This is a genomic window from Allobosea sp. (assembly GCF_030695125.1).
GTDB lineage: Bacteria > Pseudomonadota > Alphaproteobacteria > Rhizobiales > Beijerinckiaceae > Allobosea.
The window spans coordinates 93,757-114,689 of record NZ_JAUYTP010000085.1 but is presented as its reverse complement, the minus strand read 5'-3'; the positions used below and the strand labels follow the sequence as shown (position 1 = coordinate 114,689).

Annotated in this window: 23 protein-coding genes; 8 read left to right on the top strand and 15 right to left on the bottom strand. The window is 66.9% G+C overall.

Going from position 1 to position 20,933, the window contains the following annotated elements:
• Positions 1-21: 21 nt before the first annotated feature.
• From Q8S38_RS24735 to Q8S38_RS24725, 3 genes are read right to left on the bottom strand one after another with little or no spacing between them, the layout of a single operon-like run.
• The gene (locus Q8S38_RS24735; RefSeq protein ID WP_305682975.1) at positions 22-1,062 is read right to left on the bottom strand and encodes a transketolase family protein; all 1,041 of its coding nucleotides are present in this window, start codon (positions 1,060-1,062) and stop codon (positions 22-24) included.
• Entirely contained in the window at positions 1,059-1,910 is an 852-nt protein-coding gene (locus Q8S38_RS24730; protein ID WP_305682974.1) for a transketolase, read from the bottom strand. Before Q8S38_RS24730 ends, Q8S38_RS24735 begins: the two co-directional genes overlap by 4 nt.
• The gene (locus Q8S38_RS24725; RefSeq protein ID WP_305682973.1) at positions 1,903-2,670 is read right to left on the bottom strand and encodes an SDR family NAD(P)-dependent oxidoreductase; all 768 of its coding nucleotides are present in this window, start codon (positions 2,668-2,670) and stop codon (positions 1,903-1,905) included. Before Q8S38_RS24725 ends, Q8S38_RS24730 begins: the two co-directional genes overlap by 8 nt.
• A 255-nt stretch (positions 2,671-2,925) precedes the next feature.
• Here Q8S38_RS24725 and Q8S38_RS24720 point away from each other — a divergent pair, with 255 nt between their 5' ends.
• From Q8S38_RS24720 to Q8S38_RS24710, 3 genes are all read left to right on the top strand, one after another.
• Positions 2,926-3,813, top strand: coding sequence for a LysR substrate-binding domain-containing protein (locus Q8S38_RS24720; protein ID WP_305682972.1), 888 nt, complete (start codon positions 2,926-2,928; stop codon positions 3,811-3,813).
• Positions 3,814-3,924: 111 nt separating this feature from the next.
• Positions 3,925-4,344 carry a hypothetical protein gene (locus Q8S38_RS24715; protein ID WP_305682971.1) on the top strand — a complete coding sequence of 140 codons (420 nt, stop codon included), beginning with the start codon at positions 3,925-3,927 and terminating at the stop codon, positions 4,342-4,344.
• Positions 4,345-4,415: 71 nt separating this feature from the next.
• Positions 4,416-5,588, top strand: a complete 1,173-nt coding sequence (locus Q8S38_RS24710; protein ID WP_305682970.1) for a zinc-dependent alcohol dehydrogenase — start codon at positions 4,416-4,418, stop codon at positions 5,586-5,588.
• A 70-nt stretch (positions 5,589-5,658) separates the two neighbouring features.
• Here Q8S38_RS24710 and Q8S38_RS24705 read toward each other — a convergent pair whose 3' ends face one another.
• Both Q8S38_RS24705 and Q8S38_RS24700 read right to left on the bottom strand, forming a co-directional pair.
• Positions 5,659-6,306: a DNA-3-methyladenine glycosylase gene (locus Q8S38_RS24705; RefSeq protein ID WP_305682969.1), complete on the bottom strand. Its 648-nt coding sequence runs from the start codon at positions 6,304-6,306 to the stop codon at positions 5,659-5,661.
• Between the two features lie 30 nt (positions 6,307-6,336).
• Positions 6,337-6,738, bottom strand: coding sequence for a SpoIIAA family protein (locus tag Q8S38_RS24700; RefSeq protein ID WP_305682968.1), 402 nt, complete (start codon positions 6,736-6,738; stop codon positions 6,337-6,339).
• 250 nt (positions 6,739-6,988) lie between these two features.
• Between Q8S38_RS24700 and Q8S38_RS24695 the strand changes: the two genes are divergently transcribed.
• The gene (locus tag Q8S38_RS24695) at positions 6,989-8,032 is read left to right on the top strand and encodes a sensor histidine kinase (protein WP_465247608.1); all 1,044 of its coding nucleotides are present in this window, start codon (positions 6,989-6,991) and stop codon (positions 8,030-8,032) included.
• A gap of 91 nt (positions 8,033-8,123) precedes the next feature.
• On the opposite strand, the gene Q8S38_RS24690 is transcribed toward Q8S38_RS24695, so the two are convergent.
• Both Q8S38_RS24690 and Q8S38_RS24685 read right to left on the bottom strand, forming a co-directional pair.
• Positions 8,124-8,696, bottom strand: coding sequence for a DUF4142 domain-containing protein (locus Q8S38_RS24690; RefSeq protein ID WP_305682966.1), 573 nt, complete (start codon positions 8,694-8,696; stop codon positions 8,124-8,126).
• A gap of 82 nt (positions 8,697-8,778) precedes the next feature.
• The gene (locus tag Q8S38_RS24685) at positions 8,779-9,417 is read right to left on the bottom strand and encodes a Crp/Fnr family transcriptional regulator (protein ID WP_305682965.1); all 639 of its coding nucleotides are present in this window, start codon (positions 9,415-9,417) and stop codon (positions 8,779-8,781) included.
• A gap of 325 nt (positions 9,418-9,742) precedes the next feature.
• On the opposite strand from Q8S38_RS24685, the gene Q8S38_RS24680 reads away from it, so the two are divergent.
• Complete coding sequence (locus Q8S38_RS24680; RefSeq protein ID WP_305682964.1) at positions 9,743-12,094, top strand: hybrid sensor histidine kinase/response regulator; 2,352 nt, start codon at positions 9,743-9,745, stop codon at positions 12,092-12,094.
• A gap of 20 nt (positions 12,095-12,114) precedes the next feature.
• Here Q8S38_RS24680 and Q8S38_RS24675 read toward each other — a convergent pair whose 3' ends face one another.
• A complete protein-coding gene (locus tag Q8S38_RS24675) occupies positions 12,115-12,582 on the bottom strand; it encodes a response regulator (RefSeq protein WP_305682963.1) in 468 nt (155 codons plus the stop codon).
• Positions 12,583-12,978: 396 nt separating this feature from the next.
• A complete protein-coding gene (locus Q8S38_RS24670; protein ID WP_305682962.1) occupies positions 12,979-13,164 on the bottom strand; it encodes a hypothetical protein in 186 nt (61 codons plus the stop codon).
• Positions 13,165-13,409: 245 nt separating this feature from the next.
• Here Q8S38_RS24670 and Q8S38_RS24665 point away from each other — a divergent pair, with 245 nt between their 5' ends.
• The gene (locus tag Q8S38_RS24665) at positions 13,410-13,841 is read left to right on the top strand and encodes a hypothetical protein (protein ID WP_305682961.1); all 432 of its coding nucleotides are present in this window, start codon (positions 13,410-13,412) and stop codon (positions 13,839-13,841) included.
• A gap of 46 nt (positions 13,842-13,887) precedes the next feature.
• Positions 13,888-14,715: a formate dehydrogenase accessory sulfurtransferase FdhD gene (gene fdhD, locus Q8S38_RS24660; protein ID WP_305682960.1), complete on the top strand. Its 828-nt coding sequence runs from the start codon at positions 13,888-13,890 to the stop codon at positions 14,713-14,715.
• A 99-nt stretch (positions 14,716-14,814) separates the two neighbouring features.
• Here the strand turns inward: fdhD and Q8S38_RS24655 are convergent, their stop codons facing one another.
• The 6 genes from Q8S38_RS24655 to Q8S38_RS24630 form a co-directional block, all read right to left on the bottom strand.
• Positions 14,815-15,624: an IclR family transcriptional regulator gene (locus Q8S38_RS24655; protein ID WP_305682959.1), complete on the bottom strand. Its 810-nt coding sequence runs from the start codon at positions 15,622-15,624 to the stop codon at positions 14,815-14,817.
• A gap of 36 nt (positions 15,625-15,660) precedes the next feature.
• The gene (locus Q8S38_RS24650) at positions 15,661-16,416 is read right to left on the bottom strand and encodes an enoyl-CoA hydratase/isomerase family protein (RefSeq protein WP_305682958.1); all 756 of its coding nucleotides are present in this window, start codon (positions 16,414-16,416) and stop codon (positions 15,661-15,663) included.
• A gap of 51 nt (positions 16,417-16,467) precedes the next feature.
• Positions 16,468-17,304, bottom strand: coding sequence for an ABC transporter ATP-binding protein (locus Q8S38_RS24645; protein WP_305682957.1), 837 nt, complete (start codon positions 17,302-17,304; stop codon positions 16,468-16,470).
• 11 nt (positions 17,305-17,315) lie between these two features.
• Positions 17,316-17,828, bottom strand: coding sequence for a MaoC/PaaZ C-terminal domain-containing protein (locus Q8S38_RS24640; RefSeq protein ID WP_305682956.1), 513 nt, complete (start codon positions 17,826-17,828; stop codon positions 17,316-17,318).
• 57 nt (positions 17,829-17,885) lie between these two features.
• A complete protein-coding gene (locus Q8S38_RS24635) occupies positions 17,886-18,884 on the bottom strand; it encodes an ABC transporter substrate-binding protein (protein WP_305682955.1) in 999 nt (332 codons plus the stop codon).
• Between the two features lie 61 nt (positions 18,885-18,945).
• Entirely contained in the window at positions 18,946-19,800 is an 855-nt protein-coding gene (locus Q8S38_RS24630; RefSeq protein ID WP_305682954.1) for an ABC transporter permease, read from the bottom strand.
• 187 nt (positions 19,801-19,987) lie between these two features.
• On the opposite strand from Q8S38_RS24630, the gene Q8S38_RS24625 reads away from it, so the two are divergent.
• The gene (locus tag Q8S38_RS24625; protein WP_305682953.1) at positions 19,988-20,923 is read left to right on the top strand and encodes a ketopantoate reductase family protein; all 936 of its coding nucleotides are present in this window, start codon (positions 19,988-19,990) and stop codon (positions 20,921-20,923) included.
• Positions 20,924-20,933 lie beyond the last annotated feature (10 nt).

The following is a 20,933-nucleotide window of genomic DNA, read 5'->3' as shown; positions in this document are numbered from 1 at the left end:
CGCGGTCGAGCGTGCGGGACCTCAGGACGAGAGCCATTCCTTGATGCGCGCCGTCATCGCATCGGTCGAAATGCCGTAGCGATCATGCAGGGTCGGCAGCGCGCCGGCGTCGAGGAAGGCGTCCGGCAGCGCGATCTGGCGAAAGGCCGTCGGGTGGATGCCGGAGCGCATCAGTTCGCCCGCGACCGCCTCGCCGAGCCCGCCGATGATCGTATGATTTTCGGCGACGACGACCATGCGGCCGGTCTTCGCGCATTCGCGCCGGATCGTCTCGACATCGAGCGGCTTGATCGTCGGGACATGCAGCACCGCGACGTCGATCCGGTCGGCTTCAAGCCGCTTGGCCGTCTCCAGCGCGCGCATCGTCATCAGCCCCGAGGAGACGATCAGCACGTCGCGGCCGTCGCGGATGGTCTTGGCCTTCCCGAGTTCGAACCTGTAGCCGTATTCGTCGAGCACCAGCGGGACGTTGCCGCGCAGCAGCCGCATATAGACCGGCCCCTGATGCGCCGCGATCGCCGGCACCGCCTGCTCGATCTCGAGCGCATCGCAGGGATCGACGATGGTGAGCTGTGGCATGCCGCGAAAGATCGCGATGTCCTCTGTCGCCTGATGGCTCGGGCCATAGCCGGTCGTCAGCCCCGGCAGGGCGCAGACGATCTTGACGTTGAGGTTCTCCTCCGCGATCGCCATGAAGATGAAGTCATAGGCGCGACGCGAGGCGAAGACGGCATAGGTCGTCGCAAACGGCGTGAAACCCTCGCGCGCCAGCCCGGCCGCAGCCGAGATCATGACCTGCTCGGCCATGCCCATCTGGTAGAAGCGATCGGGGTAAGCCTTCGCGAAGACGTGGAGGTCGGTGTATTTGCTGAGATCGGCGGTGAGGCCGAGCACGTCGGGCCGGGTCTTGCCCAGTTCGACCAGTGCATGACCGAAGGGCGCGGGTTTGGTGCGCTGGTTGGGCCCCGCGATCGAGGCGATCATGGCCGAGGTCTTGAGCCGCACGCCGCCGGGGGCCGCGCTCTCCAGATGGGCGGGGCGTTCGTATTTGGACCGCCTCATGCCGGCCTCCCTTCGTCCAGGATCGCCAGAGCCTTGGCCCATTCCTCGGGCTCAACGCGCAGGAAGTGGTTGCGCTCGCGCTCTTCCAGGAAGGGAACGCCCTTGGCCATCTTCGTGTCGCAGATGATGATGCGCGGCTTGGCCACCTCGGCGTGGCGGGCCGCGTCGAAGGCGGCGACGAGGGCGGCGAGGTCGTTGCCGTCGACGCGCTGGACATGCCAGCCGAAGGCTTCGAATTTCGGGGCCAGCGGCTCGAAATTCATCACCTGCGTCGAGGGCCCGTCGGCCTGCATGTTGTTGACGTCCACGATGCCGATCAGGTTGTCGAGCTTGTGGGAGCCCGCCGCCATCGCCGCTTCCCAGGTCGAGCCCTCGTCGAGCTCGCCATCCGAAAACAGGTTGTAGACGAAGCTCGTCGATTGCTTGCGCTTCAGCCCCAGAGCCATGCCGACCGCGATGCCCAGCCCATGGCCGAGCGAGCCGCCGGTGATTTCCATGCCCGGCGTATAGGCGGCCATGCCCGACATCGGCAGGCGGGAATCATCGCCGCCATAGGTCTCCAGTTCGTCATCGGGCAGAACGCCGGCCTCGATCAGCGCCGAATACAGCGCGATGGCGTAGTGGCCGATCGAGAGCAGGAAACGGTCGCGCCCCTCCCATTCCGGCTCGTGCGGGCGATAGGTCAGGGCATGGAAATAGGACACCGCCAGGACGTCGGCGACGCCGAGCGCCTGGGCGATATAGCCCTGGCCCTGGACCTCGCCCATCCGCAGCGCGTTGCGGCGGATGCGCCAGGCCCGCTCGGCGAGCGAAACGTTGGGAATCGCATGGGTCGCGTGGTCAGCCATGGATCAGCATTCCCCCGTTCACGTCGATCACGGCCCCGGTGACGTATTGCGACAGGTCCGACGCCAGGAAGAGGTAGATCCCGGCGACGTCGTCGGCCGTGCCGAGGCGCCCGAGCGGAATGCCCTTGGCGATCTCGACCTTCATCGCATCGGTGAGCATGCCGCCGGTGATGTCGGTCTGGATCAGGCCGGGCGTGACGCAGTTGACGCGGATGCCGTCGGGCCCGAGTTCGCGCGCCATCGCCTTGGCCAGCCCGAGCACGCCGGCCTTGGCGGCCGAATAGTGCGGGCCGCCGAAGATGCCGCCGCCGCGCTGAGCCGAGACCGACGACATGCAGGCGATCGCGCCGCTCCTGCGGCTGCGGAAATGCGGGATGAAGGCCTGGCTGAGGTTCAGCACGCCCCGCAGGTTGACGTCGAGGATGCGATCCCAGCTCGCGGCGTCGATCTCCATGATCTTCACGGGCTGGGTGATGCCGGCATTGTTGATCAGGATGTCGAGCTTGCCGAAATGCCCCAGCACGGCCTCGGCCGCAGCAGCGCAGGCGGCGTGGCTCGTGACGTCGCAGCCGACGGCGAAATGGCGCTGACCCGGCTCGGGCGCCGGAAGCGTCGCCGCCGCCGCCTGGGCGGCCTTTTCGTCGATGTCGAGAATGGCGACGCTGGCACCGTGCTCGGCAAACAGCTTCGCCGTCGCCAAGCCGATCCCGCGCGCGCTCGCAGCGCCCGAGATCGCGGCGACCTTACCCTTAAGCAGCATTCTGTCCTCCCGGACCGCGTCATCGTTGTTGATTGGCGGCCATCGTCTGCAAGAGCGGTCCGGACGACAAGCGGCTTGTTCTCACCCATCGATGAATTTATTTCATCTGGGATAGCGTGTTCGAGGCCATGCGGATGCCGGGGACGCCGCCAGCGGTCTGCGGACAGGGAGTCGATGGCCTTTTCGTCGCGCCCTCTGCCCCCATGGCGACATCGCCGCTTTACAGCCGCGCGTGAATTCAGTTCATTCCCTGGCATGCTCGCTCACATTTCCCTGCCGGCGGTGCGCGCCTTCGAAGCCGCGGCGCGCCGCGGTTCGTTTCGAGCGGCCGCTGCGGAACTCAATCTCTCGCCGAGCGCGGTCAGCCACGCCATCGTCAAGCTCGAGAAAGCGCTCGGCGTCGCGCTGTTCGAGCGCAGCGGGCGCAGCATGGCGCTGACGATCCATGGCGAAACCCTGATGCACCATGTCCGGAATGCCTTCGACGAACTCCGCCGAGGGCTCGAATCCGTCTCGGCGCAGGGGCCGCAACTGCTGCGCGTGCATTCGGCGCCGAGCTTCGCCGCAGCCTGGCTGACGCCACGGCTGCCGGCCTTCCTGGCGCAGCATCCCGGCATCGAGCTCAGGCTCGCCGCCGGCACCGACTACACCCGCTTCACCGGCGACGATTTCGATGTCGATATCGTCTACGGGCCGGTTCGCGGCGATGGTCTGGCGACGATCGAGATGCCGCCGGAAACCGTGACTCCGCTCTGCGCACCGGCGCTCGCCGCTTCGATCGGCTCACTGGCGGATCTGCTGCGCGCCAAGCTGATCCACAGCGACAACAAGCAGGTGCGCTGGAACCACTGGTTCTCGCTCAACGGGATATCGGCTCCCGCCCCCCAGGGGATCCGCTTCGATCGCAGTTTTCTGGCGCTGGCCGCCGCGTCGGACGGGCTGGGCGTGGCGCTGGAATCGACGCTGCTGGCGGAACGGGAAATCCGGGCCGGCCGGCTCGTGGCGCCGCTGGCCGGCCGCGCACAGGATGTCTCCTATGTCGGACATCGCCTCGTCTTCCCGAAGCTCCATCATCAACGACGGATCGTGCGCTCCTTCGTCGACTGGCTGCAGCACTCGTTCGCGGACGGGCCGAACGCCTGACGCCAGCCGGCTCGCCTGCGGGGGCGAGGTGCCGCCGTCACAGTCGGCCAGGATCGCCGATGGGCGAGGTTTCACGACATCGGGCGCGCGCGCCAGGACCGCGTCGCAGGCTTGCCTGATATCGTCGGGCGGAACCCCGTCCTCCTGCAGATGCCATTCGACCTCGTCGCGGCGGCGTCTGCAGGCGTCGAGCACCAGCGCGATCCCGTCCTGACCCGGAAGCTGCCGCACGAGATCGAGCGCGTAATGGCGGCCCGTCTTGAACACCTCTTCGGCCAGACCGGGTCGATCATCGTTCTGCTGCGCGTGATCGGGCGTCTGAGACGCCCAACCGGGGGCCAGAGAAGCCGCAGGCGGGTCGTTGGCGGCCGATGGCGTCATGCGCCGATCGGCGGCTTCGTCGTCAGTCATCGCGGTCGTTATCGTCAGCCGTTCGGGCGTCGTGAACCGCTCAAGTCCGGTTCGCGCGATTGGTTCCCCTTCGGCGCGCTTGCGTCCGTGCGCGACGCAGGCGGGCTCGATCCGGCCTGACGCTCCATTGCCCGGAACGTCTCGCATCGCGTCACGTTCAGCAGCGGGGGGCCCATCAAGGACCCAAATCAATGAGAGCTCTCTGCTGGCACGGCAAAGGCGACATTCGCTGCGACACCGTTCCGGACCCGACCCTTCAGGATGCCGGGGACGTCATCATCAAGGTGACGTCCTGTGCGATCTGCGGATCGGATCTGCATCTTTTCGACGGCTACATGCCCACGATGGAAAGCGGCGACATCCTCGGTCACGAGACCATGGGCGAGGTCGTCGAGGTCGGCTCCTCGGTGACCAAGCTGAAGGTCGGAGACCGGGTCGTCGTCCCCTTCAACATCGCCTGCGGCGAGTGCTTCTTCTGCCAGAAGTCGATGTTCTCGCTCTGCGACCGCTCGAATCCCAATGCCGAGATGGCGCGCAAGGCGATGGGCCATTCTCCGTCGGGCCTGTTCGGCTATTCCCATATGCTGGGCGGCTATGCCGGCGGCCAGGCCGAATTCCTGCGCGTGCCCTTTGCCGATGTCGGGCCGATCAAGATCCCCGACGGCATCCCCGACGAGCAGGTGCTGTTCCTGTCCGACATCTTCCCGACCGGCTACATGGCGGCGGAGAATGCCGAGATCGAGCCTGGCGACACCGTTGCGGTCTGGGGCTGCGGGCCGGTCGGCCAGTTCGCCATGCAATCTGCTTGGATGCTGGGCGCCGGCCGCGTCATCGCCATCGACAATGTCCCCGAGCGGCTGCAGATGGCGGCGACCTACGGCAAGGCCGAACTCATCAATTTCGACGAGGTCGACGTCTATGACCGGCTGATGGAGATGACCAAGGGCCGTGGGCCGGATCGCTGCATCGACGCTGTCGGCGCCGAGGCCCATGCCGGCGGCTCGGTCGATGCCGTGGTCGACAAGGTCAAGGCGGCGATGTTCCTGGGGACCGATCGACCGCATGTCCTGCGCGAGGCGATCATGTCCTGCCGCAAGGGCGGCACGCTGTCGGTGCCGGGCGTCTATGTCGGCTTCCTCGACAAGCTGCCCTTCGGCGCGCTGATGAACAAGGGCATCACCATCCGCACCGGGCAAACGCACACCCACCGCTATCTCGCCCCGCTGCTCGACAGGATCCTCAATGGCGAGATCGATCCGACCTTCGTCATCACGCATCGCGCGACACTCGAGGAGGGCCCCGGCCTCTATGAAAAGTTCCGCGACAAGACAGATGGCTGCATCAAGGTCGTAATGACGCCGTAGCCGGGTTTTCGCCTACACGATGAACCCCGACATTTTCGCCGCCGGCCAGACAGCCGGCGGCGTTCGGCATTCAGGGGCTGGCGCTGACCTGTGGCAGTCGGCCCGAGCGCCCAAACGGCCGGCTCAGACAGGGCGAGCCCGCGAGCCCGAAGCGCCACGGCACATCGACCGCACGCGAGATGCCGATGCGGGGACCAGTCAGCACGTGCTGGCTGCCCGTAGAGGGCAGCAGCGCGAAGGGGGGCTGGCTGAGGTCGTAGCCGTCAAAAGCGCCGTCGAGGCCAAGCGCCGCACAGAGTCGCCCCGGTCCGGCACAGAGTTTGGCATCGCGCCCGTCGCCGCGTCGCTGCCGCATCGCTGCGATTTCGAAAACCGGCTGCAGCGCCCGCACCAGGACCGCTGCGCCCGGGCGCACGCCGCAGACGATGTTGAAGCACCAGTGCAGCCCGTAGGACCGGTAGAGATAGGCGTGGCCGGGTGCTCCGAACATGCTGCGGTTGCGGGCGGTCGGCCCCCGGGCGCTGTGGGAGGCCGGATCCTGCTCATCATAGGCTTCGGTTTCGACGATGACGCCGCCGACGCCGTGAAAGAGGAGGCTGCAGCCAATCAACTCGCGGGCGACCAGATCGGCCGGGCGCGTGAAGAAGCCAGGGTTCAGGCTGCTAGCCGCCATGATCAGGGGAGCGGCGGGTAGAGTATCGCCGCGGAACTGGGTCATCTCGATCCGGGCTGTCGGCCCATGTCCGGCTTATGACGACGTTCGCGGCGTCGAAATCCAGATCCGGGCCTCGGCTTCGTCCTCGAGCGCAAAGGTCTTTTCCTCGACCGGCGTGAGGGGGCTGAACAGGTTGATCATCGCCTTCGCCCAGAACGGGGCCCCGATGACGCCGTAGCGCCGCACATGCTTCAGCGAACGCATCTGCGCCTTCATCGCATCGGCATCGAAGACGGCGCCCAGTTCGGCACCGTCGAAATGGCGCATGATGATCAGCATGTCGATCTCGCCCTGCGTATCGAAGGCGGCCTGAACCCGTGCCGCCATCCACTCGATATCGGTTTCGGTGATCTTGGCGACGATCTCGAAGACCAGCAGATCCGCACGGCCGCCGGGTTCGGCCTGGATGGAACGGTTGGGGGCAGTCGCTGACATGGCCGGAGGCTCCCATAATGATCGTTCGGCCGGCATCGGCCACCGCAAGAACCGACGACTGGGAGAAAGGTTCGGCGGCGGCGAAGCGCGTGTCACGGGCAGCGCACCGCCGCAGCCGTCTTCGCTCGACAGGAGGGAACCAAAGCAGCCGGCTTGAGCTTTCGCAGATGGCACCAGACGAGAGCGCGCTTCCCATTCACCGCGCTTCCCATCTACAGAATGGCCGGCCGGCAAGGCTGCGGAGCCCGACATGTTTGAGTGGTTGCAGTTTTTCTATGCGATCTGCACGTCGGACGCCGCCCCGCTTTACTGGCGCGAGATCACCATCCTGGCGAACATCGCGATCGCGGTCGCCTATTTCTGGATTCCCGTCGTCATGGCGGTGGTCTTCGCCCGCTGGCGCCACGAATTGCCCTTTCGCTGGCTCTGGGCCGGATTCGCCGTCTTCATCGTCGCCTGCGGGTTGAGCCACCTCGTCCACGCGTCTCACGCAGTCACAGCGCGAACGCCGCACAACTGGTTTGCTCTGTCGATCATGGGATTGACCGCGGTGGTTTCGCTGGTGACGGCAGCGGCCTTCACCTTCGTGCTGCCGAAAATCCTGCAACACGCCTCCCCGGCCGAGACGAAGCGGCGCTTGGAAGAAGCCGTGGCGATGGCCACCGCCGATCTGCAAAGGGCCCTGCGCCACGAACGCGTCCTGCTGCGCGAGGTCCATCACCGCGTCAAAAACAACCTGCAGGTGACGGCGAGCCTCGTCAGCCTGCACATGCGGCGGGCGTCACCCGGTTCGGCGGCGGAATTGCGGTCCTTGCGAGATCGGATCGAAGCCATGGCAACCGTCCACGCCCAGCTTCAGGATGTCGGCTCGTCGGCTCTTCGGGCACGGCCGTTCATCGAATTGCTGATCCGATCGCTGACGCATTCGTTCGGCCGCGACGGGGTGGTCTTCCACGTTGATGGAAGCGATTTTGACGTTCCGCTCGACCACGCCACGTCATTTGCCCTCATTCTGCACGAAGTGCTGGCCAACGCCCTGCGCCATGGCTTTCCCGACAATCGCGCCGGACGAATCGACATCGTCCTCGAGGCGGATGGCGACGATCGGTCCATCATCGTGACCGACAACGGCACGGGCCTGGCCAGCGACCGGCGCCGCGGCATCGGCGAAACGTTGATCCAGACACTCGCCGTCCAACTCGGCGCCGAGATCGCCTGGACGTCGGATGCCGGCGCCGGCACGGTCTTCGCGCTGCGTTTCACCGAACAGCCCGTCGTGGATCGGCTGTCGTGACGCGTCGCCCACCGGGGCGACGGCAGAGCGGAACGGCGCCGATGATGGCGCCGCACCGGTACCTTGCGTCGCAGGGTGGCCTGAGGCGGTGTCAGCCGGCCAGATCGTTCTGGAGGATTTCGAGGACCGTCAAATGCTCCCGGATATGGCCCCGCGCCAGCCTCGCGATCGCGCTCGACATGGCGTCCTTGCCGATCGCCAGATAGTCCTCCTGGATCTGCAGGAGGTCCCGGTGGCCTTCGATCTGCACGGCGACATAGGCCTTGTCGAAGTCCGGACCGGTCTTGATGTCGTGCAGCCGATCGATCCCGGCCTTGCCCTCGGCAGGCATCGCGACCTTGTCGTTGTCATCCACACCGAGCCGCGCTTTCAAGACCTGAGCAAGGGTCTGCTGCTCGGCCGATTCCGCCTGGGCAAACCGCTTGATGCCGGCCGCCGTGCCTTTCGAGATGGCGACGCGGCTGGTTTCCAGCGAGGCGGACCCTGCCTGCAGGGTCCGCAGGGCATGGTTCCGCTCGGCCTCCGGCACCGGAACCCGTGACGCTGTCTGCGACAGCGCCGGCCCGCTCATCGAGACCAGCGCCAGCAGACCTAACGTTTGACGTCGATTCATCGTCAGCTCCCGTTGTTGACGCCCCGCACATGCCGAGCGTTTCGGCTGCAACCGGCAGGCCTGTCCTCCTGTTCCCTGGTGTCTGGCATCTGGGCTCACCTGTGCGGGACGCGTTCCAGCCCACCCGTGACGATCATCGACGGTCTGGCCGTGGGCCCCGGAGACCGTCCAGACCCGTCTGCCTTTTCCCCGGCGTGCGCGCTGCGGTGGCTGAAAAGGCGCGCAGGCCCTCCCGATCGAGCACATCGATCCGCCCGCGCCGGGATCGGATGAACCTATTGCCTTCGAGCACATGCAGCGCGACCGTCACGCCCGAACGACGCACGCCCAGAGCCGCGGCGATGCCGTCATGCGTGACCGGCAGGCTGTCGTCGTCCAAGGCCCGGCGGCAAAGCGTGATCCACCGCGCGACACGCTGCTCCAGCGACAAGGCGAGCGCACCGGCCGCCTCCGACAGGTATCGGCCCATCGCATGCATCGTGTAGCTGGACAGCCGGTCGCGGAAGGCCGGCTCGGCCGCCATCAGCCGCCACAGGACGCCAGCATTGACCCGGCCGAAGCGTCCGCCTCGCAGCACGGTGGCCAGGACGAGCGGGAAATCGGGCACGAACAGCCTGGGAAGGCCGATCGCATCACCGCGACGCGCAAAACCGATCTGAAACCGGGCCTCGTCGCGCGACAGAACCAGAGCGACCACAGCGTCGAGCGGAAAATAGACCGCACCGTCGTCGTGCAGCCGCTCGCCGGCGCTCAGGTGAATGCGGGAGGCCATCGGCAGGAGCCGCTCGACGACAGGGTCGTGAGCTATGCTGGTCTCGTCCTCCGCTCGCTCGGTCATGAAGCCTCCTCGAGCAGTCTCAACCAAGAGCACAGGCGAAAAGTTGCACGGTCAGGCGATCATCCGGGGCGATCGCAGGGAATGAGCCGGGTCCTGCCGACGATCACGGCCGATCTGATCATTCCGCTCACGCTGCGCCCTGTCGCGCCTGGTCAATCGGTCCCGGCGGGCTTGAGGCAGGGGTCGAAAGCCACGATCCTTGAATCTACGGGGCAACCATGAGAATTGGGGCGAGAACAATGAGCGGGAACGAGAATTGATGCCGCGATTCGTCGCAAAGGGCTTGCCGACGCGACTTGTCATCGTCGCCTTTTTTGCCGTCCTCGTTCTGCCCGCCACGCTGTTCGCCACCCTCCTGATGGCCCGCTTCGCCGAGGCCGAACGCTACCGCTATCAACAGGAGGCCCGCGAGGTCGCCGTGACCGCAGCCTCGGTCATCGACCAGACCATTCGGGGCTGGCAGGCCACGCTGCAGACACTGGCGACGTCGCAAAACCTCCGCAGTGGCAATCTCGAGGCGTTTCATCAGCAGGCTGAGGCGGTCAAGACGTTCATTGGCGCCGATATCGGCCTGCGCGCCCTGGATGGGCGCCAGATCATCAACACGCGCGAGGCGTTCGGCCAACCCCTGCCGACCACGCCGCTGGGCATCGATGGGCAGGTCATTTCATCGCGCCAGCCCGCCGTTGCGAACGTCTTCACGGGCGCACTGGCCAAGGCGCCGCTGATTGCCTTGGTCGTCCCCGTCTTCATCGACGACGAGTTGCGCTACCTGCTTCATGTCAGTGCCGATACGCGCATGGTCTACAACGTCATTCGCCCCGTCACGCCGCCAGGCTGGTTCGTCGCCGTCGGTGACAGGGCCGGCGTCTACGTCACCCGCTCGGAGCAGCACGAGGCGTTCACAGGGCGCCCCGGCGTGCCGGCCTTTCTCGACAAGGCCGTGGGACGGGAGGGAACCTTCGTCGGCCAGAGTGCCCTCGGCGAGGACGTCCTCGTCGGCTATGCGCGCTCTGCCCTTTCCGACTGGCTGGTCGCCGCCAACATCCGCCAGAGCGTGATCGAGCGCCCGCTGCGGGACGCGCTGCAAGTCCTGACCACCGCCGGCGTCGCGGCGCTCCTGGCCGCGTCGGTGCTGGCGATCCTGCTGTGGCGCTTGATCGAAACGCCGCTCAAAGCGCTGACGATCGCCGGAGGGAGGCTCGGCCAGTTCTCGACGCCGATCGCCGCACCGACGCGGCTGCGCGAATTCATCGCGTTGCGGACGGCAATGTCGGATGCGTCGTCGAAGCTGAGTGCCCACAGCTCCGAGCTGGAAGCGAAAATCCAGCAACGAACCGCCGAACTCGCAGCCGCGAACGACCGGCTCCGGGCAGAGGGCGAAGAGCGCCTGCGGGTCGAGGCGATGCTGGCGCAGGCGCAGAAGATGGAGGCCGTCGGCAACCTGACCGGGGGCGTAGCCCACGACTTCAACAACCTCCTCCAGGTCGTCAGCGGCAATCTCGAACTGATCGCGCGGGAAACCCATCTGAGCGACAAGGGCCGGGCCCGCCTCGGCCATGCCATGGCCGGCGTTGCCCGGGGATCCCAACTCGCCAGTCAATTGCTGGCGTTCGGCCGTCGGCAGGCGTTGGCGCCAAAGCCGATCAATGTCGGGCGGCTGATCCGCGGCATGGACGATCTGCTGCGCCGCTCCATCGGCGAGGCGGTCGAGGTTGAGACGATCATCGCAGGCGGTCTCTGGAACACCTTCGCCGACCCGGCGAATGTCGAGAACAGCATTCTCAATCTCGCGATCAACGCTCGTGACGCCATGGAGGGCGCCGGCCGCCTGACCATCGAAGCCGGCAACGCTTTCCTGGACGACGCTTACGCGGCCGGGCACAGCGATGTCACCGCCGGGCAATATGTCGTCATCAGCGTGACCGATACCGGGTCGGGCATGGCTCCCGAGATCGCCGCGAAGGTGTTCGAACCCTTCTTCTCGACGAAGCCGGTCGGGAAAGGCACCGGGCTGGGGCTGTCGATGGTCTATGGCTTCGTCAAGCAGTCTGGCGGCCACGTCAAAATCTACAGCGAGGTCGGTTCGGGGACGACGGTCAAGATCTACCTGCCCCGCTCGACGAAGGCCGAAGAGGCGACGACACCGGAGGACACCCGGCCGGTCGTTGGGGGAACCGAGACCGTTCTGGTCGTCGAGGACGACGATGCGGTCCGCGAAACGGTCATCGGCCTCCTGTCCGAACTGGGCTACAAGGTGTTGACGGCGTCGGATGCGCAGAGCGCCCTCGGCATCGTCGAAAGCGGCGCTGAGATCGACCTGCTGTTTACCGATGTGGTGATGCCGGGCGCCCTGAAGAGCGCGGAACTCGCCCGGAAAGCGAAGCAGCGTTTGCCGCAGCTCGCGATCCTGTTCACCTCGGGCTACACCGAAAACGCCATCGTCCATGGCGGCCGGCTGGACGAGGGGGTCAACCTCCTGTCGAAGCCCTATACGCGGGAGGCGCTGGCACGAAAGCTTCGCCAGGTCCTCCCGGACCCGGTGCCGCAATCCGACGGGAACAGCGCCTTGCCCAAGCCCGCCGCCTCGCCGCGCGACGACGCCCCGTAGCCGCCGCAGCGCAAAACGCGTCAGGTCTCGATCAGCTTGGCGATGGCCGCGGCCAGGTGGTGCTGGTGATAAGGCTTGGTCAGGCGGGGCAGGTCGAGTTCGCTGCCTGCCGGAAGCTCGGCATAGCCCGTCGCCAGCAGGATCGGCAGGTCAGGACGGATCTGCCGCGCCGCGGCGGCGAGTTCGCCGCCATTCATCCTGGGCATCGCATAATCGGTGATCATGATGTCGATCGGGCGGCCGCTGGCGATGATCTCCAGGGCGGCCGCCCCGGAATTCGCCTCGATGACGATATGGCCGAGGTCCTCCAGCAGGTCGACGGTGCTCATCGCGATCAGCGCGTCGTCATCGACGACAAGGACGGTCCTGGATGCGGAGCTGGTTTCGGTCATCGTCTCACTGTCCTCCTGCACGAATTCTGAGGCGTTGGAGGTGCACGAATTCTGAGGCGTTGGAGGCCGACAGAAGACTTCCCGCATGCGCGCCATAACCATTTTTCTTGAGGGCCGCAGCCTACCCGCAAGGCAATGGGTCCCGAAGGCCCCCTGCCCCGCACCGGGCCCGACGGTAGAGAAGGAGGGTTCGGCCGCCTTGGCAAGAGCCGGCGTATCAGGCCGGTGTGGATTTCACCGTCCATGAGCCGGATAGACGCGTCGGCCCGATGACGTCTCGGGCAAAAAGCGCGTGCCGGCTTTGGCTTACCGGCGTTGACCACGCTTTCATATCAATCGCAGCCGAGGCGGCTCGCCCCTGCAAAAGCCCCAGGCGCGCCCTCACAGGGTCCGCTGAGCTGTCGCGAGAGGACGGACCGACGCCCGGCGCACCGGCTTCGAGCCAGAGGACCCGGCTGAGCCGCGGCGCGCCGAGCGCAAGCGCCTTGACGATCAGGGCGCGGTTCGGCCGGGGCCGGCGACCGGAGCAATGCCACCGGGCACCGGCTGGGCGGCGGCAGACGGGCCTGCGGGCTGCTGCGCCGGCTCGTCGCCGGCGCGCATGGCGCCTGCGGCCATAGGGCCCAGGATCATGACGGCCACCATCGCGGCCGCAACATAGTCTCTGACGAACAACATCGGATGAACTCCTGGCTGTGGCGGCGCGGGAAAGCGGCGCTTTGGTTGCCCAACCCCCGAACGACGGGATGGTTCAGGGCCGCATGCCGCCGAAGGGCGTGATCGGCCGACAGAACCGATCAGGCGGTCGCCAGCAGGGGCCACGCTCACGGCCCCGCGCCAAGAAACAGAGATGACCTCGGCCTGTCAGGGAACCATCGCGGCGCCGGTCGATTGGGCTCTCGAGCCCCCGTCAGGAGCATTCGATGGCCCGCCGCGCACGCTACAAGCCCTATGACCAACCCACCGGCGGCTGGGGCTCGGTCAAATCGCTGGCGGAGCATGCGATCCGTCAGCAGGCGATCGGGACTGGTCCACTTTTGATGCGGGATCACAACAAGCCGGGTGGCTATGCCCGCACCGGCTGCGCCTGGGCCAGGCCCGGCGAGCCGCATCTGGCCGAATTCTGCGAGAACGGCGCGAAGGCGACCTTCTGGGATCTGACCGAGAAGCGGACGACCCCCGACTGGATCCTGCGCAGCATGAGCGGGTTCGAGGTCATCGACTACGATATCCCGGCGGACACCTGTGCGGCCTATTTCCCCGAATGCAACGCCCAGCTGCTGCTCTGGCATTACGCGCAGGAGAGCATGACGCCGGCCGCCAAGTCGATGCCGATCCGGATCTCGGACGAGTGATGCGGCGCATCGGTCGACGCCACCACCAGCAAGGAGCCTTCCCCAGATGATGAGCGATGCAGCCCGGCTGGAGCCGGCTTTCCTGCCCGTCGCGGCAACGCGCTGGCGCTACAGCGCACCTTCGAACCTCGCGCGCGACACCGAGATCGCCGTCGAGTGGCCCATCAACATCCGCTACGGCTCCGTGCCTTACGCCGTGATGATGGCGACCCCGCTCGACCTGGAGGATTTCGTCACGGGCTTCAGCCTGACCGAGGGCATCATCGCCGGGACCAACGAGATCCGCCGGATCGACATCGTCGCCGAGGCCGAGGCGATAACGGTGGAGATCGATCTCAGCCCGGATCGGTTCCGCAAGCATCTCGGCCGCATCCGCCGGCTGAGCGGACGCACCTCTTGCGGCGTCTGCGGGATCTCTGATGCCGCCGATCTGCCGCGCTCGAACGCGCCCGTCGGTAGCTCCCACAAGGCCGTCAGCGCGCGGGCCGTCGCCAGGGCCGTGGCCCATCTGAGAGCGCACCAGCCGCTCCATGCTCTGACGCACTCGGTCCATGGCGCCGTCTGGTGCGATCTCGACGGCACCATCCTGGATGCGCGCGAGGATGTCGGGCGACACAACGCGCTAGACAAGCTCATCGGAGCGGTGATGCGGGCCGAGCGCGATGTCGCGGCAGGTTTCGTGGTCGTCACGAGCCGGGCTTCGTATGAAATGGTCGAAAAGACCACGACCCTGGGCGCAGCGGCGCTCGTATCGGTCTCGGCGCCGACGTCGCTGGCCGTCGCACGGGCGAAGGCGGCCGGCCTGATCCTCGTCTCCGTCGCACGCGAGGATGGCTGCGAGGTGTATGCGGGCAGCCTCGACGACGGCGCTTGAGCCAGCAGCGGCAGCGGTCGTCCGATCACATCGCGGATCGGGCCGGCGGTTGCCTGCAGTCCGCGACGCGTCAGGATTGATCGACCTGCCGATCCTGTCTCATGCGGCAGCGGACAAGCCCGATCGCTTGCCGGTCTTGCGCAGCGGCCAGATCTCGGACAGCTGGCCGGCGGCCTCGATCACGCGACGGCCGACGACATCGAGTTGCGCAGGGCCAAGTCGGATACTGGGGGCGGCCACGCTCACGGTGCCGACGATCTGACCCTCGATGCCCGACACGATGGCGGCTGCAACCGCGGTGACGCCGGGCTCTGCCTCGCCGACGGCGATGCCGTAGCCGCGCGCCAGAGTGCGTTCCAGTTCGGCGAAAAGCTGATCGAAACTGCGCACGGCGTTGGGGCCATACTGGCCCGCCTCGCCGAAGCCGCCATTGCGGCCGATCAGATCACGAACCTGGGCCTGCGAGAGGCGCGCGAGCCAGGATTTTCCGCTCGCCGTGGCATGGAGGGGCACGGTGTTGGTGCTCAGCAGCGGCTGGTACATCAGGCCGCCGCGTGCGCCCTGCGCATCGGCGACCCAGACCAGCGCATGGGCATCGATGACGGCGAGGCGCACGAATTCGCGGGTCCCGGCAGCCAGTTCGTCGAGCACGGGCTGGCAGAGATCGGGGATCCCCGTCGCGTTGTAGAGGCGCTGGCCGAGAATGGTGAGGCGCATCGTCATCCGGTAGGCGCTCGTCTGCGGGTCCTGCTCGACCCAGCCCTGCTCGATCAAAGCGGCGAGCAGGCGGTGGACGCCGCTCTTGGGCAGGCCAAGCCGCGCCGCGATGTCGCCGAGCTGCATGTCGCCCCCCTCCTCGACGAGGAGCTGGACGATCGACAGACAGCGTTCGGCGGGGATGTGGGCCATGGCATGCGCGGTTCGAGGAGTGCAGCGGGGCCGCCTTCAGCAGCCGGCGAAAACAGGCGGACGCTTTGCGAAGAAGGCCGCGGCGCCCTCCTGCAGGTCGTCGGAATCGAAGATGCGCTGCTGCGCCACCGTCGAGCGCGACAGGCCGGCATCGAGCGGCAGATCATCCGCGAGGTCGACGAGCTCCTTCGCCAGGCGGTTGGAGATCGGGCCGCGAAGGGCGATCGTCGCGGCCATCTCGCGGGCCGCGGCCAGGGCCGAGCCGCCCTCGCTCACGGCGTTCACGACGCCCCAGGCCAGGGCCTGCTCGCTCGAAATCGGAGCGCCCGTGAACAGCATCTGCTTGGCGCGCGCGGGGCCGACGAGCCGCGCCAGCCGGATCGCGCCATTGCCGGCGAGCCCGCCGAGATGACATTCCGGAAGACCCACCGCCACGCCGGCGCGCAGGATGCGCAGGTCGCAGCAGAGCGCGATCTCGAGCCCGCCGCCCAGCGCCGGTCCGTCGATGGCCGCGATGGTCGGCATCGGCAGCTGCGCCAGATTGCGCAGCACCATGTCCTCGAATAGGATCTTCTGCTCGCTGGCATCGGCCTTGACCGGGCCGAACTCCTTGATGTCGCTGCCCGCGCAGAAAGCGCGCGCGTCCCCACCATGCAGGATGACGCAGCGCAGGTCCTGCCTCTGCGAGACGGCGGCGAGAATCCGGTTGAGCTGGCGCAGCAACGGGCGGGTGACGAGATTGAGCGGGCCGTTCGCCAGCACGATCTCGGCGACCGGGCCGTTTTCGGTCAAGGTGACCGAGCCCGTCGGGAGGGGGGGCGTCGCCGCGGGGCCCGTCATCGTTCAGGCCGCGCTCTGCTGCGGCAAGGTGATGCCGTGCAGCACGCCCATGCGCTCGAACTGCTGGTGGATCCGGTCGACATAGGCGGCGAAGGCGGTTGCGTCGCCGAGCACGATCGGGCGCGGGCGCGGCAGATCGACCTGGATGTCGTCGATCACCTCGCCCGGGCTCGGGCTCATCACCAGAATCCGGTCGGACAGGCCGACAGCCTCCTCGACGCTGTGGGTGATGAAGACCACGGTCGGGCGCCGGCGCAACCACAGGCTTTCGAGGTCGGTGCGGACCTGCAGGCGCGTCAGCGCATCGAGCGCGCCAAAGGGCTCGTCCATCAGGATAACCGGCGGCTCATGCACCAGGGTGCGGATCAGCGAGACCCGCTGGCGCATGCCGCCCGAGAGCTGATTGGGATATTTGTCCATCGCGTGCTCGAGGCGCAGCTGCGCAAAGAGATCCTTCGCGCGTCGCGCCAGCACCTCCCGGTCGAGACCGCGGATGTCGGCGTGCAGCATCACGTTCTCGAAGGCGGTGCGGAAATCGAGCAGGAGATGGTCCTGGAAGGCGATGCCGACATCGGTGATCGGCTTCGTCACGACCTTGCCGTCGACGGTGATCTCGCCGGTGGAGCGCGCCAGCAGCCCCGCCACCATCAGCATGAGCGTGCTCTTGCCGCAGCCGGACGCGCCGACCACGGAGATGAACTGGCCCGCGGGGATCGTCACATCGAGAGGCTTCAAGGCCCGGAACGGCTTTTCGGTGTCGGAGCCGAAGACCTTGGAGACGTTGCGGATCTGGATCGTCACGCCCGATTTCGAGGCGTCGTTCAGGCTCTTGTCGGTCATGGGCTGGCCCATCAGGTTGCGGTGGCCGCGAGCGTGGTGGAGGCCGCGACGGCCTCGAGCGGAACCTTGGAGACGAGCAGGGCCTTGCGGCCCTGCTGCACGATCGAGCCGTCCTGCTTGACGACCTTCACCGCGAAGGTCGCGATCGCCTGCGTCGGCCGGGAGCGGCTGTCGCGGAGTTCGGCCAGTTCGTAGTCGACGAAGATCGTGTCGCCGACGAAGATGGGCCCGACGAAGCGCCAGCCATCGATGCCGAGGAAGGCGATGGCGGTCTCCCGCAATTCGCCGGTGCGGGCCCACATCAGGCCGTGGGCATAGGCCAGTCCCATCATGCCATGGGCGACCTTCCGGCCGAACTGGCTGGCCTGGGCATAGACGTCGCTGGTGTGCAGCTCCGAATGGTCGCCCGTCAGCCCGGCAAAGCCCATCAGGTCGGCGTCGGTGATCGTCCGGCCGGGGCTGCGGAACTGCATCCCGACGAAGAGATCGTCATAGCAGTACCCGAGTTTCGGTTTCACGTTCATGCTGTCCGCCGATGTCCTGACCACGACCTGATGGAGCCTTAATCGCCGCGTCCGCGCTTACTTGCAGGCGCGCATTTCGCTCGCAGGCGGCAGGTAGTCGTTGCTGTAATAGCTCTTGGGGTCCTGGCCCTCGGGCAGCAGCTTGACCTCGGAGAGCAGCGCCTGCGTCCGCGTCCAGTGCGCGTCCTCGGCCTTGCCGATGAACTTGGCGCCGCCGCTGCAGAACAGCGGGGTGATGGCGGCGAGCTCGGCGGTGGCGAGCTTGACGTTCACGTCCGGGAACAGCGTCTTGACGTGCTCGATCGCCTTGGTCGGGTTGTCGAGCGCAAACGACCAGCCCTTCAGGCTCGCGGCGATGAACTTCTTCAGGACCTCGGGATTCTGCTTGATGAAATCGTTCGAGGCGAAGATCGAGGTGGCGACGGTGGGCACGCCATGGTCGGCGAAGGGGAAGTTGCTCAGCTCCGCGCCCTGCATCTCGAGCTGGATCTGGTAGGCATCGAGCGAACCCAGGATCGCATCGACCTGGCCCTGCAGCAGCGACGGCACCATCGCGGCCACCGGCATGTTGATCAGCGTCATGTCCGATTCCTTCAGGCCGTTGGCCTTCAGCAGGAGCGGCAGCATCGGACCCTGCGACGAGCCGGCGGGAACGCCGACCTTCTTGCCCTTGAGATCAGCGAGCGACTTGATGCCGGTCTTCTTGAGGGCGTTCACCGAGTTGGGGTTCGACTGGTAGACCGTCGAGACGATCTTCATCGGCGCGCCCTTGGAGATCAGCTGGCTGACCGCCACCGCATCGGCATAGGCCAGTTGCGAGCGGCCGCTGGCGACGAGCTGGGCCGTGTTGCCCGAGCCATTGCCCTGGACGACGGTGACGTCGAGCCCGGCGGCCTTGTAATAGCCCTCGCCGACAGCGGCGGCGAAGCCCGCATTGGGGCCGCCCGCCGTCCAGTTGAGCTGGAAGGTCACAGGCGTCTGCGCGAAGGCCGTGGCAAGGCCCATCCCGGCCACGACGGCTGTGGCTGCAAGCGTCCGATTGATCCAGTGCTTCATGACAAGTCCTCCCGTTATTGTTGTTTGATGAACCGGTTGTCGTGCGTCGGAGCCGCAGGGGTCAGCGGCGGCTCTGGCGTTGCCAGGGCGTCAAAGCCCATTCGCTGAATTCGACCGCGTAGTTGATGATGACCCCGATCACGGTCAGCACCACGAGGACGGCGAAGGTCAGTTCCATGTCGAGGGTGCTGGTGCCGCGCAGCAGCACGTAGCCGAGGCCCTGGTTGGCGCCGACGAACTCGGCCACGATCGCCGCGGTCGCCGCGATCGTGGCGGATGTCTTGATGCCCGAGAAGATCACCGGCAGCGCGGCGGGAAAGCGCAGATACCAGAAGGTCTGCCAGGTGCTCGCGCCCATCGATTTGGTCAGATAGAGCAGCCGCTGATCCAGGATCTGAAACCCGCTGATGCTGGCGAGCAGCAGCGGGAAGAAGGTCATCAGGAAGGTCAGCAGCACCTTCGATTCCATGCCGAAGCCGAGCCAGACCAGGAAGAGCGGCGCCACCGCGATCTTCGGCACGAGCTGCAGCAGCATGATCGGCGGGTAAAGCGTCTGCTTGGCGACCGGCGACAGGGCGATCAGCAGACCCAGCGGGATCGCGAAGACGACCGTGAGGCCAAAGCCGAGCACGATCTCCGTCAGCGTAACCTTGGCGTTCAGCCACAGCATCGCGGCGTCGCTGATCACGCGCTGGAAGACCGCCCCCGGCGCCGGCAGCAGATAGGCGGGAATCTGGAAGATCTGGATCGCGGCCGACCAGAGCCCGACGATCGCGACGAAGGTCAGCGGCGGAATCAGGTTCCAGCCGACCGCCAGCAGCCGTCGCGTCGCAGGCGAACGCCGCCGCGGCGCGTCGTCCAGTGTCTCGGGCATCGTGAAATCGGACGTCGCACGCGACGCCATCTGCGAAGCCATCTTCCGGCTCTCCTTCCCTGACATCGGCGCGTGTCCCGAGGGTCGCGCTTCTTTTTGGAGCCCGGCCACCGCGCAGGCATCTCGATCGATGCTTGAACGCTATTCCAACTTGGCAGGCGTGACAACAGAAATGTATCCGCTTACATTGCTTTTATGCCGGTCAGCGACGGCGCCTGGAGGGAGCCCGGTGAAGGATCCGCATATCGTCGTCGCCGGCGCCGGAGCGATGGGGAGCCTGTTCGGCGGCCTGCTCGCCGAGAACGGACTGCGCGTGACGCTGCTGGCGCGGCGCGAGGAGCATGTCGCTTCGATCCGCGAAAACGGGCTGCGCATCGTCGGCGAGGGCGGCGAGCGTCATGTGCCGATCGGCGCGGCGACATCGACCGCCGGAATCGCGCCGGCCGACATCGTCTTCATTCAGAGCAAGGCGCATGCGACCCGGGCGGTCAGCGAAAGCGTCGCTGCGCTGATGGCGCCCGGCGCGATGGCCGTCAGTTTCCAGAACGGCCTCGGCAATGAGGAGATCATGGCGCAGGCCATGGGCCGCGAAGCGGTGCTCGGCGGCCTGACCTCGCTCGGCGCGACCCTGGAAGCGCCGGGAGTGGTGCGCAGCTACGCCACCCTGCCGACGATGATCGGCGAAATGACGGGCGGGCTCTCGCCGCGGGCCGAGGCGCTGGCTGCGCTGCTGACCGCTCACGGCCTTCCGACCTCGGCCAGCGACGACATCCTCACCGAGAAATGGCGCAAGCTGATGCTCAACGTCGCGATGTCGGCCACGAGCGGGCTGACCGGGCTGACGATCGGCGCCGTCGCAAACCTGCCCTCTCTCGCGCTCGTCGCGCGCCGGGCGATGGACGAAGCGGCGGCCGTGGCCGAGGCCTGTGGCATCAGCCTTCCGTTCGACACGCGCTATCAGGTGTTCGACGGCATCGTGACCAGCGGCGCGGCGCGCAACAAGACCAGCATGCGCCGGGATGTCGAAGCAGGACGGCCCAGCGAGGTCGAGGCTATCTATGGGAGCGTGATCGAACGCGGGCGGGCCAGAACTGTCCCGACACCGACGCTCGAGGCGCTGGCCGCGCTGATCCTCGGGCTCGAGGCGGCGGGCGGCGGAGGCTGAGGTCGAGGCT

Coding starts and splice junctions, on each gene's coding strand:
- Q8S38_RS24735 (WP_305682975.1), bottom strand. CDS start 1,062: ATGAGGCGGTCCAAATACGAACGCCCCGCCCATCTGGAGAGCGCGGCC.
- Q8S38_RS24730 (WP_305682974.1), bottom strand. CDS start 1,910: ATGGCTGACCACGCGACCCATGCGATTCCCAACGTTTCGCTCGCCGAG.
- Q8S38_RS24725 (WP_305682973.1), bottom strand. CDS start 2,670: ATGCTGCTTAAGGGTAAGGTCGCCGCGATCTCGGGCGCTGCGAGCGCG.
- Q8S38_RS24720 (WP_305682972.1), top strand. CDS start 2,926: ATGCTCGCTCACATTTCCCTGCCGGCGGTGCGCGCCTTCGAAGCCGCG.
- Q8S38_RS24710 (WP_305682970.1), top strand. CDS start 4,416: ATGAGAGCTCTCTGCTGGCACGGCAAAGGCGACATTCGCTGCGACACC.
- Q8S38_RS24705 (WP_305682969.1), bottom strand. CDS start 6,306: ATGACCCAGTTCCGCGGCGATACTCTACCCGCCGCTCCCCTGATCATG.
- Q8S38_RS24700 (WP_305682968.1), bottom strand. CDS start 6,738: ATGTCAGCGACTGCCCCCAACCGTTCCATCCAGGCCGAACCCGGCGGC.
- Q8S38_RS24695 (WP_465247608.1), top strand. CDS start 6,989: ATGTTTGAGTGGTTGCAGTTTTTCTATGCGATCTGCACGTCGGACGCC.
- Q8S38_RS24685 (WP_305682965.1), bottom strand. CDS start 9,417: ATGGCCTCCCGCATTCACCTGAGCGCCGGCGAGCGGCTGCACGACGAC.
- Q8S38_RS24680 (WP_305682964.1), top strand. CDS start 9,743: ATGCCGCGATTCGTCGCAAAGGGCTTGCCGACGCGACTTGTCATCGTC.
- Q8S38_RS24675 (WP_305682963.1), bottom strand. CDS start 12,582: ATGGCGCGCATGCGGGAAGTCTTCTGTCGGCCTCCAACGCCTCAGAAT.
- Q8S38_RS24670 (WP_305682962.1), bottom strand. CDS start 13,164: ATGTTGTTCGTCAGAGACTATGTTGCGGCCGCGATGGTGGCCGTCATG.
- Q8S38_RS24665 (WP_305682961.1), top strand. CDS start 13,410: ATGGCCCGCCGCGCACGCTACAAGCCCTATGACCAACCCACCGGCGGC.
- fdhD (WP_305682960.1), top strand. CDS start 13,888: ATGATGAGCGATGCAGCCCGGCTGGAGCCGGCTTTCCTGCCCGTCGCG.
- Q8S38_RS24655 (WP_305682959.1), bottom strand. CDS start 15,624: ATGGCCCACATCCCCGCCGAACGCTGTCTGTCGATCGTCCAGCTCCTC.
- Q8S38_RS24645 (WP_305682957.1), bottom strand. CDS start 17,304: ATGACCGACAAGAGCCTGAACGACGCCTCGAAATCGGGCGTGACGATC.
- Q8S38_RS24640 (WP_305682956.1), bottom strand. CDS start 17,828: ATGAACGTGAAACCGAAACTCGGGTACTGCTATGACGATCTCTTCGTC.
- Q8S38_RS24635 (WP_305682955.1), bottom strand. CDS start 18,884: ATGAAGCACTGGATCAATCGGACGCTTGCAGCCACAGCCGTCGTGGCC.
- Q8S38_RS24630 (WP_305682954.1), bottom strand. CDS start 19,800: ATGGCTTCGCAGATGGCGTCGCGTGCGACGTCCGATTTCACGATGCCC.